This is a genomic window from uncultured Subdoligranulum sp. (assembly GCF_937890665.1).
This window is the reverse complement of the sequence record NZ_CALADU010000223.1, coordinates 1-14,293: the sequence shown is the minus strand read 5'-3', so window position 1 is coordinate 14,293 and position 14,293 is coordinate 1. Positions and strand designations below refer to the sequence as shown.

Here is a 14,293-nt window from a genome sequence, read left to right as displayed (position 1 = left end):
CCGATCATGTTCACCTGAATGAAGCCGAAGTCCCACTTGGGGATGTCTGCGGCCGGGGTGGAGGCCACCGAGTAGGCGTTGAGAAGCTGGCCCGATACCAGCGTCAGGCCCAGCACGATGCCCAGCATCTGGGTGGTGCCCATCTTTTTGGTCACCGACCAGCAGATGCCCACCGGCAGCATGTGGAAGACTGCCTCGCCGATGAGCCAGAGGAAGCTGTCCATGCCCGACCAGAACTGGCTGATGTCACACAGCGTCTTGGTGCCGTTCTCGAACAGGTAGAGGCTGTCGATGCAGTTGCGGAAACCAAGGATCAGACCGCCGGTGATGATGGCGGGGATCAGCGGGGCAAAGATCTCGGCCAGCGCCGTCATGATGCGCTGCAAGGGGTTCTGGTTCTGCTTGGCGGCGCTCTTCACCGCGTCCTTGGAGACCCCCTCGATGCCCGACACCGCAAGGAAGTCGTTGTAAAAGTCCGATACCGTGTTGCCGATGATGACCTGAAACTGGCCCGCTTGGGTAAAGGTGCCCTTGACCACCTTCATGGCTTCGATCTTGGCGATGTCCGCCTTGGCCGGGTCGTTGAGTACGAACCGCATCCGGGTCACACAGTGGGAGACCGCTGCAATGTTCGCCTTGCCGCCTACGTATTCCAGCAGCTCGGCAGCGTCCTGTTGGTATTTGCCCATATGGTTTTTCCTCCTTCAAGATAACTTGTTTAAACAAGTTCCGTTTGCAGTTATGAGTATAGCCTACTTGTTTAAACAAGTCAAGCGGATGGCACAAAATTCCGCGGTCCTCGGCCTATTTTCGGCGCAAAGCACAAACGGGGGGCTTGCGTGTTGGGCAGTTTCACGGTATACTGAAACCAATGTTTGAACAAGTTGGGGGTCGTCACCGTGCCAAAAGCAAAGTTTGAGGGGATCTACCGCAGCATCAAGAAAAAGATCGAAGCGCAGGAATACGCCTATCCCTCCCTGCTGCCCTCGGAAAATACCCTGATCATGGAGTACGACTGTTCCCGCAACACGGTGCGCCGGGCGCTGTCCGAACTGATGGCCGACGGCTATGTGCAGCCCATCCACGGCAAGGGGGCGCGGGTCATCTACCGCCCGGTGGGCAAGACCACCTTCCTCATCGGCGGCATCGAGACCTTTCAAGAAACCGCCCGCCGCAATCACCTGCACGCCGTCACCCGGGTGGTGGCCTTTGACCTGATCACCGCCGACGAACGGTTGGCCGCCCTCAGCGGGTTTGCCCCCGGGGACGCCCTGTGGGCGGTACAGCGGGTGCGGTATCTGGACGGCAAGGCGCTGATCCTTGACGTGAACTACTTTTTGCAGGACTTGGTGCCCGCCCTGACCGCCGACATCGCCGAGCGCTCCATCTACGAATACATCGAGAATGTGCTGGGCATGCAGATCATCACCAGCAAGCGCAAAATGACGGTGGAACACGCCACCAGCCGGGACGAGCGGCTGCTGGATCTGGACGGCTACGACTGTGTGGCGGTGGTGACCAACCAGACCTTCAACGCCGACGGCCTGCTTTTTGAATACACCCAGTCCCGGCATCAGCCCGACTATTTCTGCTTTCAGGACACCGCCACCCGCCGCAAATAAACCGGGGACCCGCCGCGCCCCGGCAGCTTTACAGGATACCACCCGCCGCCCCGGCGGGCAAGCCCTGCAAAAAGTTGCCTGCTTTTGCTTGCGATGGACCCGGCGGCATGGTATCATAAGAAAAAACATTCCCGGAGGTGGCTCGCCATGGCCGGTACCCATACCGTACTCTCCGTCCCGGTGCAGATCAACACCGAGATTTTTCGTGAATTTGCCGTCTTTGATGTGATCCGCCGCCGCAAGCGGTGGGTCCGCCCGCTGATCTTCGCGGTGCTGCTGCTCTTCGCCGCGGTCTTTCCCTTTTTGCGGGGGGATGTGATCCCCGGCGTGGTGCTGGTGGTGCTGGGCATCGGGCTGCCGGCGGTCTATTTCGGTATGTTTTTCCGCTCGGTGAAGCAGCAGGCCCGGAGCATGGGGCTGGACCGGCCCCGCATCGCCTACCGGGTGGATCTGGACGATGCCGGTGTGCGGATGTGGCCCGCCGGCAAGCAGGACAAGGCGGAGGAGGCCGTCACCCACACGTGGGCGGACCTGTACGGGGCGTGGCGCACCCCCACGACCATCTACCTTTATAACAGTGCCACCCAGGCCTATCTGCTGCCGGTGGAACAGATCCCCGGCGGCGCCGACGCCCTGTGGACGCTGCTGCAGGCCCACATGCCCGCCGAAAAACTGCACACAACCCGCTAAATCCGGGCCGCAGCCCGGTTTTCGCCGCGGGCGGGGCGCCGCCCTGCCCACGAACCAAGGAGGTTTTCTGCCTATGAAACGAATCATCACCATCGGCCGAGAGTTCGGCGCCGGCGGCGGCGAACTGGGCCGCCGTCTGGCCCGGGAACTGGGCATCGCCTACTATGACCGGGACATCATCCTGCGCACCGCCAAGGCCAGCGCCCACCTAAGCCCCGAGCAGGTGCGCCGCTGGGACGAGCGGGTGCCCCATGAGTTCGGCTTTACCCAGAGCCTGTTCAACTTCTACGACAAACCGCTGAGCGAGGAACTTTGGAACGCGCAGGTCCGGGCGATCCGGGAGCTGGCCGACAAGGAAAGCTGCGTCATCGTGGGTCGCAACGCCGACTATATCCTGCGGGAGTTCGACCACTGCCTGCGGGTGTTCGTCCATGCCGACCGCAACTGGCGGCTTTTGCGGATGCGGGACATGATGCCCGACACCCCCTTCGATAAACTGGAAACGGATATGGATTCCGCCGACCGGGCCCGCCGCAACTACTGCGCCAAACACACCGGCCAAGTCTACGGCGACAGCCGCAACTACGACCTGACGCTGTGCACCAGCAAGCTGGGGTTGGATAAGGCATTGGAGATTTTGCTTTGCGCAGCAAAGCAACTATAAGTAAAAATTGGCCGAAACTTAAAAAAAGAAACCGAAAACCGCCCCACAGCTTGACTTTTGATAGAAAAATGATATAATACAAAAGTACGATGTATGGGCACTATCAAGGGCGATAGCATCCGTATGGATTGCTGTGGCCCTTTTTCTGTATATTGCCCGCATTGCTGCGGCCGTGGGCCGTGAATTTAGAGAGAGAGGAAAGGATACACCATGAAAAAATTGTTCGCTTTGGGTATGGCTGCTATGATGGCGCTGTCTTTGGCTGCCTGCGGTTCTTCCGCCAGCAGCAGCGCGGCTGCTTCTTCCGCTGCGGAGGGTGCTACCTCGGAGGGTGCTACCGCCGAGAACGCCGGTTCCGACAAGACTTGGGTCATCGCCACCGATACCGTCTTCAAGCCCTTTGAGTACACCGACGCTTCCGGCAACTTCGTGGGCATCGATGTGGACATCGTTGCCGCCATTGCCGAGGATCAGGGGTTTCAGTATGAAATGAAGAGCCTGGGCTGGGACAGCGCCATTGCCGCTTGCCAGGCCGGTCAGGCTGACGGCATGATCGCCGGTGCGTCCATCACCGATGAGCGCAAGGAATCCGGCTGGATCTTCTCGGACGGGTACTACACCGCCACCCAGACCATGACCGTGGCTGCGGACTCCGACATCACCGGCTTTGAGGATCTGGCCGGCAAGAACGTCGCCGTCAAGATCGGCACCCAGGGCGCTGCCTATGCCGAGAGCCTGAAGGACCAGTATGGCTTCACCATCACCTCCTTCGAGGATTCCCCCACGATGTATCAGGCCGTTTTGGGCGGCCAGTGCGTTGCCTGCTTCGAGGATACCCCCATCATGCAGGCTTCCATCAAGGACGGCAATCTGGCCCTGAAGGTGCTGGAGGATACCGCCAATGAGGGCGGCGACTACGGCTTCGCCATCTTCAACGCCGACAATCAGGAACTTATCGATATGTTCAACGCCGGTCTGGCCAACATCAAGGCCAACGGCAAGTACGATGAGATTCTGGCCAAGTACCTCGGCTAATTGGGGTCAAAAGGGGCAACAGCCGCGCACGGCGGTGCCTAACGCGTCTGTTTCCCCTCTTTGAAATCCCCTTCGACAAAATTTGACCCGAAACCGCGCACTCGGCACGGGGCCTCGCACACAATTTCGGGTCAAATTTCCCGGGTTGTGTCGCCGCCGCCGGCGCATGTCCGTCGCCGTCGACCAATTTAAAAGCCCACGGGGACGCCTGGTCAGTTGGGCGTCCCTGTTTTTCGTGTGTACCCCCTTTTAAGTTTGGAAAGGAGAGACCTGCCTTTGATCGGCATCGTATCCACCTACGGCAACCTGCTGCTGGCCGCTATGGGCCAGACGCTGCTGCTGGCGCTCTGCGGGTTGTTCTTCGCCTGCATTCTGGGCCTGATCTTCGGTCTGCTCAGCGTGGTCAAAAACCGCGCCTGCAACATCGTGTCCATCATCTTTGTGGACGCCATCCGCGGCGTGCCCATGATCGTGCTGGCCTTCTACATCTATCTGGGCATGCCCGCCCTCTTCAACAGCATTCTGGGCTTTAACGGCGTGACCCTGACCGCCCTGCAGGCCGGCACCATCTGTCTGGCCCTGAACTGCGGCGCCTATATGGCCGAGATCATCCGCGCCGGTATCGAGAGCGTGGACAAAGGCCAGATGGAAGCCGCCCGCAGCTTGGGCCTGCCCTACTGGCGGGCCATGGTCCGCGTCGTGCTGCCCCAGGCCATCCGCACCATGATCCCCAGCATCATCAACCAGTTCATCATCACCCTGAAGGATACCTCCATCCTGTCGGTCATCGGCTTCCCCGAGCTGGTCAACACCGCCAAAAACGTGGTGGCCAACTCCTTCAAGGTCTTTGAGGTCTGGACCATCGTAGCCATTATGTACCTCGTCGTCATCACCGCCCTGTCGGTGCTGGCCAAGAAAGTGGAAAGGAGACTTAACCGTGGCCGTGAATAAGGAAAACGTCAAGATCCATGTCTCCCATCTGCAAAAGAGCTTCGGCAATCTGGAAGTGCTCAAGGATGTTTCCACCGATATCTGCGAGGGCGAAGTCGTCGTTATTCTGGGCCCCTCCGGTTCCGGCAAATCCACCTTCCTGCGGTGCCTCAACCGGCTGGAAGAGATCACCGGCGGCGAGGTGGTGGTGGACGGCCACGACCTGACCGACAAGAAAACCGACATCAATAAGGTGCGGGAAAACGTGGGTATGGTGTTCCAGCACTTTAACCTCTTCAACAACCTGAACGTCATGGGCAACATGACGCTGGCCCCCACCGAACTGAAAAAGGCCTCCAAGGCTCAGGCCAAGGAGAACGCCCTGCGGCTGCTCAGCCGGGTGGGTCTGGCCGACAAGGCCGAGGCCTACCCCGCCCAGTTGTCCGGCGGCCAGAAGCAGCGTGTGGCCATCGCCCGGGCGCTGGCCATGAACCCCGACATCATGCTCTTTGACGAACCGACCTCCGCTCTGGACCCCGAAATGGTGGGCGAGGTGCTGCAAGTTATGAAGCAGTTGGCGGCCGAAGGCATGACGATGGTGGTCGTTACCCACGAGATCGGCTTTGCCCGCGAGGTGGCCAGCCGGGTCATCTTTATGGAAGGCGGCTACATCGTGGAGGAAGGTACCCCCGACGAGGTCATCAACCACCCCAAACAGCCCCGGACCATCGACTTTTTGAGCAAAGTTCTGTAAAAAATCCGGCAGGAGGGGGAAAAATCCCCGTTCCTGCCGCTTTTTTTGCGGTTTTCCCTTGCACAAACGCGGTTTTTGCGGTACTATTAAAAAACACCGTCGGTTTACCGCTTTAAGGTGGTAAAGATTGTGCGTGAGGGAACCATCGGGAACATTACAGGAGGGAATCATCATGAAAAAACTCATCAGCTTGCTGCTGGCCGCCAGCTTGGCCGCCTGCGGCTCTACGGCCGCCTCGTCGGATGCCGCCTCCACGGCGGATTCCACCAGCGAAGCCGCTTCCACGGCCGAAGCTGCCGCGGACGAGAGCGATCTGGCCTACATTCAGGGCAAGGGCAAAATGACCATCGGCTACACCGTCTACGCCCCCATGAACTACACCGACGAAAACGGCGAGTTTGTGGGCTTTGACACCGAGCTGGCCACCGCCGTCTGCGAGAAGCTGGGCGTGGAGCCGGAATTTGTGGAGATCAACTGGGATACCAAGATCGTCGAGCTGGACGCCAAGAGCATCGACTGCATCTGGAACGGCATGACCCTGACCGATGACATCATGGCCAACACCGCCTGCACCGAGGCCTATGCCAAGAATGCGCAGGTCGTCGTGATGAAGAAGGACAGCGGCTATACCTCCACCGCCGATCTGGTGGGCAAGACTGTGGTGGCCGAGGCCGGTTCCGCCGGTGAGACCACCGTGCAGGAGGACGAGAACCTGTCCCAGTCTGACTACATCAGCAAGAGCGTCCAGACCGACTGCCTGATGGAAGTGGCCGCCGGCACCGCCGACGCCGCCGTGCTGGACCTGACCTTGGCTTCCGCTATGATCGGTGAGGGCACCGACTACGCCGACTTGGAGATCGTGGATGAGCTCAACGCCGAAGAGTACGGCGTGGCCTTCCGCAAGGGCAGCGATGCCGCTGCCGCCGTCAATGAGGCTTTCGCCGCCCTGAAAGAGGACAGCACCATGCAGACGCTGGCCGACAAGTACGGCCTGACCTTGGCCGACTGATGGGCGAGGCGGGTGTTATCTGGGGCCGCCTGACCGAAGCATTCTGGCTCAACTGCCAGTTGTTCGGGCTGACCTTGCTGTTTGCGGTACCGCTGGGACTGGTGGTGGCCTTTGGTTCGATGAACCGCTTTGCGCCGCTGCGGGGCGCTGTGAAAACCTTTGTGTGGATCATCCGCGGTACGCCGCTGATGCTGCAAATTCTGGTCATTTATCTGGGCCCCGGCCTGCTGGGCTTTGAAAGCCCCTGGCCCTCGGGTTCCAGTGGCCGTCTGGTGGCGGCGGTGGTGGCCTTTGCCATCAACTACGCCTGCTATTTTTCCGAAATTTACCGCGGCGGCATCGAGGCGGTGCCCAAGGGCCAGACCGAGGCCGGGCAGGTGCTGGGCATGACCCGCAGCCAGATCTTCTTCAAGGTCACCTTGCTGCAGGTCGTCAAGCGGATCTTGCCCCCCATGGGCAACGAGATCATTACGCTGGTCAAGGATACCTCCTTGGCCAACGTCATCGCCAACAAGGACATCATCATGATGGCCAAAGAGTACAGCGCCAAAGGTCTGATTTGGCCGCTCTTCTCCACCGCCATCTTCTTCCTCGTCTTTGTGGGGGCGCTGACGCTGCTCTTCGGCTGGCTGGAAAAGCGGCTGGCCTATTTCCGCTGAGGGGGTGCGGCTATGGCATTATTGGAAGTAGCCGGCATCGGCAAAAGTTTCGGCAGCACCGCCGTGCTGCGGGATATTTCGTTTACCCTCAACGAGGGCGAGGCCATCGCCATCATCGGGTCGTCGGGCTCCGGCAAGACGACGCTTCTGCGCTGCCTGAATTTTCTGGAAACGGCGGATGCCGGCTCCATCACGGTGGCGGGGGAAACCCTTTGGAGCGCCGACGACGCCCGCACCCAGAGCGAAGCCGCCATCCGCAAAAAGCGGCTGCATTTCGGGTTGGTGTTCCAGAACTTCAACCTCTTCCCCCAGTACACGGCGCTGCAAAACGTCATGCTGGCAGGGGAATTGCTGGCCAAGGAACGCCCCGACTACAAACAGCATAAGCGGGAGATCCACGCCGAGCTGGAACGCCATGCCCGGGAACTGTTGGCCGACATGGGGCTGTCCGACCGGGCGGGGCATTACCCCCACCAGCTTTCGGGCGGACAGCAGCAGCGGGTGGCTATCGCCCGGGCGCTGGCCCTGAAACCGGATATTCTCTGTTTCGACGAGCCGACCTCGGCGCTGGACCCGGAACTCACCGGCGAAGTGCTCCGCGTGCTGCGGGATCTGGCCGCCAACAAGACCACGATGATCATCGTCACCCACGAGATGAAGTTCGCCCGGGATGTGGCGGACCGCATCCTGTTTATGGACGGCGGCGTGGTGGTGGAACAGGGCCCCGCCAAGGAGCTCATTGACCACCCCAAGGAGGAACGCACCCGCCAGTTCTTGGCCAATTACGGCAAGTAAGAGACGAACCGGGAGGTTGGCGCTTTCTGGGGATGTTCCTTTTTGACCGACCAAAGGCCACGGCAAGTTAGGCAGCCCGCCTTATGGCCCCGGTTCCGGGGCCGTGAACAGAGGAACCAACGCTCTGCGTTGGTTTTTGCACCGCGCTTTATTTTTGGGGCGCGGTTGCGGGGCATAGCCCCGCAGGCAAAAAGCCCCGCATTCCGACGCGCGGGGCACGGCTCATGGGGCCTGCGGGCCCCCTAAGAACCCCTGAGGCTTCGAGGAGGTCGCCCGAGACGGTTTCCGTTTTTCGCGGTGGTGCCCGATGCTACGATCTGGTCTGCGGTTTTCTGCCGGAAAAGCTCACCCGGGCTCCCGTTCTGAAACCCCGCCCGCCGTCGCGGGCGGGCCTAGGTGCGGGCTTTGATTGGCCGCAAACCCGGCAGCGGGATTTCCCACAAGATTTTCTTCTCTATAAAAAATACAAAAACGCATGGTCATTCGACCATGCGTTTTTCTTTGGAATTTCTTTGGTCCTTTCTTTGTAAAGAAAGGACAAGGACAAGGAACTTACAGCACGCCGTTCAGCCACTGCATCAGGGCGGGTTTGGGCATAAAGCCTACCTGCCGGGCTACCGGCTGGCCCTTCTTCAGGACGATCAGCGCCGGGATGCTCTGGATGCCGAACTGGGCCGCCAAGGCCGGGTTCTCGTCCACGTCGATGCCATAGAACAGCGCCTTGCCTTCCAGATCCTGACTGGCAGACTCCAGCACGGGGGCCAGCATCCGGCAGGGATTGCACCAAGTGGCGTTGAAATCCAGCACCGCCACGTCGGCGGCCTGGGCCTGCATCAAATCATTGTGGTGTACTTCGTGTACCATATCGCATTACTCCTTTGTGTTCCGTTTCAGGGCGGCCAGATACTCCACGGCGGACAGCGCCGCCACGTTGCCTTCCCCCGCCGCTTTTACATACTGGTAGGGCAGCCCCACGGCGTCGCCGCAGGCAAAACAGCCCGGCAGATTGGTCTGCATCTTGGCATTCACCGCCACATGCCCGCCGTTGCCTTCCAGCCCCGGCACCAACTGGGTGGGCGCCATGGCATCCCGCAGCAGGAACACCCCGTCCACCGGGTACTCGCCTGCATCGGTGCGCAGCGCCGTTACGTTGGTTTCCCCCACCACGGCGGTGGGCTTCTCCCGCACCACCTGCACCGCGGCGGGCAGGTCGGGCGTTCCTTCGTAAAGGGGCAGGTAAAGCACCGACCCCGCGACCTCCGCCATATAGGCGGCTTCCGGTTCGGCGGCGGGACTGCTGCCCACCACCGCTACCGCCTTGCCCCGGTAAAGGGGCGCATCACAGGTGGCACAGTAACTTACGCCCCGGCCCAGATATTCCTCCTCGCCGGGCAGCGCCTTGCCCTGCACCACCCCGGTGGCCAAAATCACCGTGGTGGCTTCGTAGGTCTCCTGCGCGGTCTGTACCGCGAAATAGTCCCCCATGGCATAGACGGCGTTGACCCGCGCTTCGGTGACGGTCAGACCCATACTGTCCAGATGCCGCTGAAACGCGGCCCGCAGGTCTTCCCCCGTAACATCGGGCAGCCCCGGATAATTCTGGATCCGGTGGGCTTTGCCGATCTTCTCGCTCAGCTCCTTACTGCCGAAGAGCAAAACATTCTTGCCCCGCAGCTTGGCCGTGATGGCCGCCGATACCCCCGCGGGGCCGCTGCCAATGACGGCGATCTCTACACGCTCCATAGGGAACGCTCCTTTCGGTGCCAAATTCCGGAATTTTCCAATTCCTACAATACCAGTATACTATACTTTGCCCCAAATACAAGGCTGCGGCTATGAATAAAGTGTAAATTTATGCCTTACAGCCGGTAGAGGTCGGTGTATTTCTTTTGCAGATAGTCGGTGAAGTAGTGGGGGTCGAAGGCGCCGCCGCAGAGGCTCTGCACCAGCCAAGCGGGTTCCTTCAGGTTGCCGTATTGCCACAGCCGGTCCCGCAGGGCGTTTTTCAAGGGCTGCAGGTCGCCTGCCGCCCACTGGGCGTCCAGATCCATCGTCTTGCGCAGGTCGGCAATGGCCTGCGCGCCGTAGGCGCTGCCCAAGGCGTAGCTGGGGAAGTACCCCATATCGCCCATGGCCCAGTGGATGTCCTGCAAACAGCCGTGGGCATCGTCCGGCACGTCCAGACCCAGATACTCCTTATACTTGGCGTTCCAAGCCGCCGGCAGGTCCCGCACCGCCAGCGTGCCTTGCAGCAGCGCTTTCTCCAGCTCGTACCGCACCATGATGTGCAGCGCGTAGGTCAGCTCGTCGGCTTCGGTGCGGATCAGCCCGGGCTCCGCCCGGTTCACCGCCCGCCAGATCTCCTCCTCGGTCACGTCGGCCAACTGGGTGGGGAAGAGATCCCGCAGCGTGGGGTAGAGGCAGTGGATAAAGGCCCGGCTCCGGCCCACATAGTTCTCGAACAGGCGGCTCTGGCTCTCGTGCAGGCCCATGGTGGCCCCGCCCGTTACCGCCGTGTAGTCCAGCTCCGGCGCAATGTGCCGCTCATACAGGGCATGGCCGCCCTCGTGAGCGACGCTGTACAGGTTGGAGAACATATCCCGGGGCATATAGTGGGTGGTGATCCGCACATCCCCCCGCCAGAACTCGGTGGTAAAGGGATGCTCGCTCTCGGCCAGCAGGCAGTGCTCCGGCTTCAGGCCCCACAGTCCCATGATTTTTTGGGACACCTGCTTCTGGGCGTCCAGCGGCCAGTCTTGGTCCAGAAAATCGGTGCGGATCGGCGCGCCGTGGTCCCGGATGGCCGCCAGCAGGGGCAGAATGGTCTGCCGCAGCGTGGCAAAGAAGGCGTCGCACTGGGCGATGGTCAATCCCCGCTCGTACCGGTCCAGCCAGACCTCGTAGGGGTCCCGGTCGGGGGCAAAGTACCGGGCCTGCGCCCGGCGGGCTGCCACGATCTGCTCCAGATAGGGGGCAAACAGCGCAAAATTGTCGGTGCGCTTCGCCTTGGTCCAGACGGGAATGCTCTGCTGCACCAGCTTGGTAAAAGCGGCATACTCGTCGGCGGGGATCTTGGCGATCTCGTCGTACTGCCGCTGCAATTCCCGCACCTCGGCGGCCTGCTGCTCGTCCTCGGCGTCGGCGGCCGCCTGCTGTAACAGCGCGGCGGTATCGTCGTTCACCAACAAATCAAAGCTGGCCCGGCTCAGCACTTCGCAGGCTTCCGCCCGGCCGTCGGCACCCCCCTCGGGGGCCACCGTCTCGGCGTCAAAGTCGATGGCGTTCAGGGCGTACCGGTAGGCATAGAGCTGTTTTTCCAGCGCCCGCAAACGCTTGATGGATTCTTTCATAGCAAATACCTCGTGTTTTGAAAAAAGGATTGTTCTGCCTGTTATTTTACCACAGCGCGGCAGCATTTTCTATTGTCAGCGGCGCAAATTTATGGTATTATGTAAGTAAGGAAACCAAGGGGGAGGGGGATGTCGCTATGCCGCAGCCAAAACCATTGGTCAGCATTATTGTGCCGATCTATAACGCCCAAAAGCATATTGCACGTTGTGTCGAGAGTATTCGACGCCAAACCTATGAAAATATCGAGATCTTACTGCTCAACGACGGCAGTCAGGATGTAAGTTTGCAGGTCTGTCAGATGTACGCTGGGGTGGACAAACGCATCACCCTCATCGACAAGGCCAACAGCGGCGTGGCAGCCACCCGGAATTTGGGGCTACAGTTCGCCAAGGGCGACTACCTGCAATTTGTGGATGCCGACGACACCATTCTGCCCAACGCCACCGAACTGCTGGTGGACCGGGCGGTGCGGTTTGACGCCGATCTGGTCATTGCCCACTACAACCGCATCACGCCGCCCTGCCCACGCAGCGAGGAAGCCGAGGCCCGGCGGCCCCGTCCCACCCGGCCCGACAAGGTGCAGACCTACGGCTTTTTGCTGGAAGGGCCGATGGACAAAGAGCAATTCGCCGCCGGACTGATGCAGGAGCCTGCCAGCTTCTATTACGGCGTCATGTGGAACAAGCTCTACCGGGCGGAGCTCGTCCATGCCCATTCGGACATCCAATGCGCCGAGGAACTGGACTGGTCGGAGGATCTCTACTTCAACCTTAGCTACATTCGCTACGCCGAGAAGTTCTACGCCCTGTCCACCCCCATCTACAACTATTACAACACCCCCGGCAGCGCCGTACACACCGTGCTCAACCCTGTGAATGTGGTCACCACCCGGGCGGCCCTCTTCAACTATTACAAGGAACTATACGAGCATCTGGGCTTGTACGACGAATATAAAAAGCAAATTTATAAATACCTCGTGGCTATTGCCGAAACGTGAACCGCGAGGCAAAGAAAGGAGCATCTACGATGAAACGCTGTCCCAAGTGTGGGGCCGCCTGTTCGCGGCCCGGTCAAAAATTCTGTTCCCAATGCGGTGCGCCCCTCTCGCAAACGCCGCCGCAAGCTGCTTCCTGGCCCCCTGAAGCCGTGGTGCAGCGTAAACGGCTGATCGCGGTGGCGGTAGGGGTCGTGGTGGTGGTCCTGTTGGCCATCGCCGGCCTTGTCACCCTGCTGGGCCGGGGCGATACCCAGCCCACCGGCGCACCGGTAGGGGATACGGTGGAAACCGCCCAGTCGGCGGAACCGACCCCCGAGGTGGCCAATCCCGAACGCCTGTATCTGGAAAACCTGCTGGTGGTGGACGGCATGAAGCTTACCGCCGACGGGGTAGAGATCGCCTACCAACTGGATGAGGAGGAACGCCCCTACATCGAGCGGGCGCTGCTCACCCAGGAGGACGTGCTGCTGCGGGCCATCCTGCCCAGCGGCAGCAGCTACCAGACCACGCTGGCGCTGGTGTCCAAGCCCACCAACCCCACGGCCTCCTTCGGGTCGCTGACCCCCTGTGACGCCGAGGGCTACAACGAGCCCGACGCCGACTATCTGGACGCCATGCTGTCCGTCTACTACCGGTCGACGCTTAAGGCCTACAACTCCCGGCAGGTGGCGGACCTGCGGTTCTCCACCCAGAACAACAGCGAGGGCTGGTCGGGTGCCATCACGATGGGCGCCTACGATGCCTTGGTCTATGATCTGGTACGGTCCGACATGGTGTACAGCGATCAGGGCCTGACCTACGGCGACAAGGCCGTTACCCTGAACGTGGCCGGCCAGTGGGTGGGCACCAACCGCAAGACCGGCGCCGAGGAGACCGGCACCGACTACATGACCATGCAGGCTATCTGGAAAGACGGCATGTGGCTGGTAGACCGGGTGATCCCCTGCACCGAAGAAGAGTACAACAACGGAACCCTGCGCATCAATCCGTAAGGAAAGTTGCCCAGCGGCCCCGGCTTTGGCCGGGGCCGCTTTTTTGTGACGGCTTTACAGAAATTGCGGTGTGGTTTTCACAAGAAAAGCAGATGACTTTTGGCGCTGTTTCTGGTACAATCATTCTATCTGTGAAAAAAGGGGGAAGAACAGCGGTGGATATACTGCTGGTGATGTTGGCAGGCATGGCTGTGGGACGTTGGTTGTTCCCGGCGCGGGCCAAACGTGTGAATGAGCGGGTGGCGCTGGCGTGTACGCTGACCTTGATTTTTGCCATGGGGGTCATGCTGGGCCAAAAGGAAAACTTTTTGCAGGAGCTGTTCTCGTTGGGGATCGCCAGCTTTTTGCTGTTTTTGCTGCCCACGCTGGGGTCCATCGTGGTGGTGTACCTGCTCAGTGAGCGGTTCTTGGTAAAGCGCCGCCGCAAAAAGGAGGATCCGTCATGATGGTACTGCTTACCGTGGCCGCCCTGCTGCTGGGGCTGGTCTATGGCCTGTCGGGATGGCAGGTGCAGGTGGTGTCCTTTTTGACGGGGCACACCGACGCCGTGCTGTATCTGCTGATGTTCTCGGTGGGCATCAGCGTGGGAATGTACCGGGGGCTGGCTGCCAAGATCCGGGAATACCACCTGCGCATCTTTTTGATCCCGGCGGGGGTCATGTTGGGGTCGCTGGCCGGCGGCGTGCTCTGCGCGTGGCTGCTGCAAATGCCTTGGAACTACGGCGCGGCCATCGCGGGCGGTATGGGCTGGTACAGTCTGGCCGGGGCGACCATCGGCCGGCTGGTGGGCGCCGA

The 14,293-nt window shown here is 60.6% G+C and carries 17 protein-coding genes; 13 read left to right on the top strand and 4 right to left on the bottom strand.

What is annotated here, in order from left to right:
• The coding region (locus Q0526_RS12980) for a glucose PTS transporter subunit EIIB (protein WP_298734322.1) at window positions 1-689 on the bottom strand (689 nt) is incomplete at its 3' end.
• Window positions 690-899: 210 nt separating this feature from the next.
• Between Q0526_RS12980 and treR the strand changes: the two genes are divergently transcribed.
• From treR to Q0526_RS12935, 9 genes are all read left to right on the top strand, one after another.
• The gene (gene treR, locus Q0526_RS12975) at window positions 900-1,622 is read left to right on the top strand and encodes a trehalose operon repressor (RefSeq protein WP_298734319.1); all 723 of its coding nucleotides are present in this window, start codon (window positions 900-902) and stop codon (window positions 1,620-1,622) included.
• A gap of 147 nt (window positions 1,623-1,769) precedes the next feature.
• Window positions 1,770-2,312 carry a YcxB family protein gene (locus tag Q0526_RS12970; RefSeq protein ID WP_298734316.1) on the top strand — a complete coding sequence of 181 codons (543 nt, stop codon included), beginning with the start codon at window positions 1,770-1,772 and terminating at the stop codon, window positions 2,310-2,312.
• A 73-nt stretch (window positions 2,313-2,385) separates the two neighbouring features.
• Window positions 2,386-2,976: a cytidylate kinase-like family protein gene (locus Q0526_RS12965; protein ID WP_298734313.1), complete on the top strand. Its 591-nt coding sequence runs from the start codon at window positions 2,386-2,388 to the stop codon at window positions 2,974-2,976.
• 210 nt (window positions 2,977-3,186) lie between these two features.
• Window positions 3,187-4,011: a transporter substrate-binding domain-containing protein gene (locus tag Q0526_RS12960; RefSeq protein ID WP_298734310.1), complete on the top strand. Its 825-nt coding sequence runs from the start codon at window positions 3,187-3,189 to the stop codon at window positions 4,009-4,011.
• Between the two features lie 276 nt (window positions 4,012-4,287).
• Entirely contained in the window at window positions 4,288-4,962 is a 675-nt protein-coding gene (locus Q0526_RS12955; protein WP_298734307.1) for an amino acid ABC transporter permease, read from the top strand.
• The gene (locus tag Q0526_RS12950) at window positions 4,949-5,695 is read left to right on the top strand and encodes an amino acid ABC transporter ATP-binding protein (RefSeq protein WP_298734305.1); all 747 of its coding nucleotides are present in this window, start codon (window positions 4,949-4,951) and stop codon (window positions 5,693-5,695) included. The genes Q0526_RS12955 and Q0526_RS12950 overlap by 14 nt, the downstream gene beginning before the upstream one ends.
• 172 nt (window positions 5,696-5,867) lie before the next feature.
• Entirely contained in the window at window positions 5,868-6,704 is an 837-nt protein-coding gene (locus Q0526_RS12945) for a transporter substrate-binding domain-containing protein (RefSeq protein ID WP_298734302.1), read from the top strand.
• Window positions 6,704-7,363, top strand: coding sequence for an amino acid ABC transporter permease (locus Q0526_RS12940; RefSeq protein ID WP_298734300.1), 660 nt, complete (start codon window positions 6,704-6,706; stop codon window positions 7,361-7,363). Before Q0526_RS12945 ends, Q0526_RS12940 begins: the two co-directional genes overlap by 1 nt.
• A 12-nt stretch (window positions 7,364-7,375) precedes the next feature.
• The gene (locus tag Q0526_RS12935; RefSeq protein WP_298734298.1) at window positions 7,376-8,158 is read left to right on the top strand and encodes an amino acid ABC transporter ATP-binding protein; all 783 of its coding nucleotides are present in this window, start codon (window positions 7,376-7,378) and stop codon (window positions 8,156-8,158) included.
• A gap of 552 nt (window positions 8,159-8,710) precedes the next feature.
• On the opposite strand, the gene trxA is transcribed toward Q0526_RS12935, so the two are convergent.
• From trxA to Q0526_RS12920, 3 genes are all read right to left on the bottom strand, one after another.
• Entirely contained in the window at window positions 8,711-9,022 is a 312-nt protein-coding gene (gene trxA, locus Q0526_RS12930) for a thioredoxin (RefSeq protein WP_298734295.1), read from the bottom strand.
• A 6-nt stretch (window positions 9,023-9,028) separates the two neighbouring features.
• Window positions 9,029-9,901, bottom strand: a complete 873-nt coding sequence (locus Q0526_RS12925; RefSeq protein WP_298734293.1) for an NAD(P)/FAD-dependent oxidoreductase — start codon at window positions 9,899-9,901, stop codon at window positions 9,029-9,031.
• A 116-nt stretch (window positions 9,902-10,017) separates the two neighbouring features.
• Window positions 10,018-11,508 carry a carboxypeptidase M32 gene (locus Q0526_RS12920; RefSeq protein WP_298734291.1) on the bottom strand — a complete coding sequence of 497 codons (1,491 nt, stop codon included), beginning with the start codon at window positions 11,506-11,508 and terminating at the stop codon, window positions 10,018-10,020.
• A gap of 137 nt (window positions 11,509-11,645) precedes the next feature.
• On the opposite strand from Q0526_RS12920, the gene Q0526_RS12915 reads away from it, so the two are divergent.
• The 4 genes from Q0526_RS12915 to Q0526_RS12900 form a co-directional block, all read left to right on the top strand.
• Complete coding sequence (locus Q0526_RS12915) at window positions 11,646-12,506, top strand: glycosyltransferase (RefSeq protein ID WP_298734289.1); 861 nt, start codon at window positions 11,646-11,648, stop codon at window positions 12,504-12,506.
• Window positions 12,507-12,535: 29 nt separating this feature from the next.
• Window positions 12,536-13,498, top strand: coding sequence for a zinc ribbon domain-containing protein (locus Q0526_RS12910; RefSeq protein WP_298734286.1), 963 nt, complete (start codon window positions 12,536-12,538; stop codon window positions 13,496-13,498).
• 155 nt (window positions 13,499-13,653) lie between these two features.
• On the top strand, window positions 13,654-13,944 hold the full coding sequence (locus tag Q0526_RS12905; RefSeq protein ID WP_298734284.1) for a LysO family transporter: 291 nt from the start codon (window positions 13,654-13,656) through the stop codon (window positions 13,942-13,944).
• Window positions 13,941-14,293 (top strand): LysO family transporter (locus Q0526_RS12900; RefSeq protein WP_298734283.1); only part of this gene is annotated, 353 nt, incomplete at its 3' end. The genes Q0526_RS12905 and Q0526_RS12900, both read left to right, overlap by 4 nt.

Coding starts and splice junctions, on each gene's coding strand:
- Q0526_RS12970 (WP_298734316.1), top strand. CDS start 1,770: ATGGCCGGTACCCATACCGTACTCTCCGTCCCGGTGCAGATCAACACC.
- Q0526_RS12965 (WP_298734313.1), top strand. CDS start 2,386: ATGAAACGAATCATCACCATCGGCCGAGAGTTCGGCGCCGGCGGCGGC.
- Q0526_RS12960 (WP_298734310.1), top strand. CDS start 3,187: ATGAAAAAATTGTTCGCTTTGGGTATGGCTGCTATGATGGCGCTGTCT.
- Q0526_RS12945 (WP_298734302.1), top strand. CDS start 5,868: ATGAAAAAACTCATCAGCTTGCTGCTGGCCGCCAGCTTGGCCGCCTGC.
- Q0526_RS12940 (WP_298734300.1), top strand. CDS start 6,704: ATGGGCGAGGCGGGTGTTATCTGGGGCCGCCTGACCGAAGCATTCTGG.
- Q0526_RS12935 (WP_298734298.1), top strand. CDS start 7,376: ATGGCATTATTGGAAGTAGCCGGCATCGGCAAAAGTTTCGGCAGCACC.
- trxA (WP_298734295.1), bottom strand. CDS start 9,022: ATGGTACACGAAGTACACCACAATGATTTGATGCAGGCCCAGGCCGCC.
- Q0526_RS12925 (WP_298734293.1), bottom strand. CDS start 9,901: ATGGAGCGTGTAGAGATCGCCGTCATTGGCAGCGGCCCCGCGGGGGTA.
- Q0526_RS12920 (WP_298734291.1), bottom strand. CDS start 11,508: ATGAAAGAATCCATCAAGCGTTTGCGGGCGCTGGAAAAACAGCTCTAT.
- Q0526_RS12915 (WP_298734289.1), top strand. CDS start 11,646: ATGCCGCAGCCAAAACCATTGGTCAGCATTATTGTGCCGATCTATAAC.
- Q0526_RS12910 (WP_298734286.1), top strand. CDS start 12,536: ATGAAACGCTGTCCCAAGTGTGGGGCCGCCTGTTCGCGGCCCGGTCAA.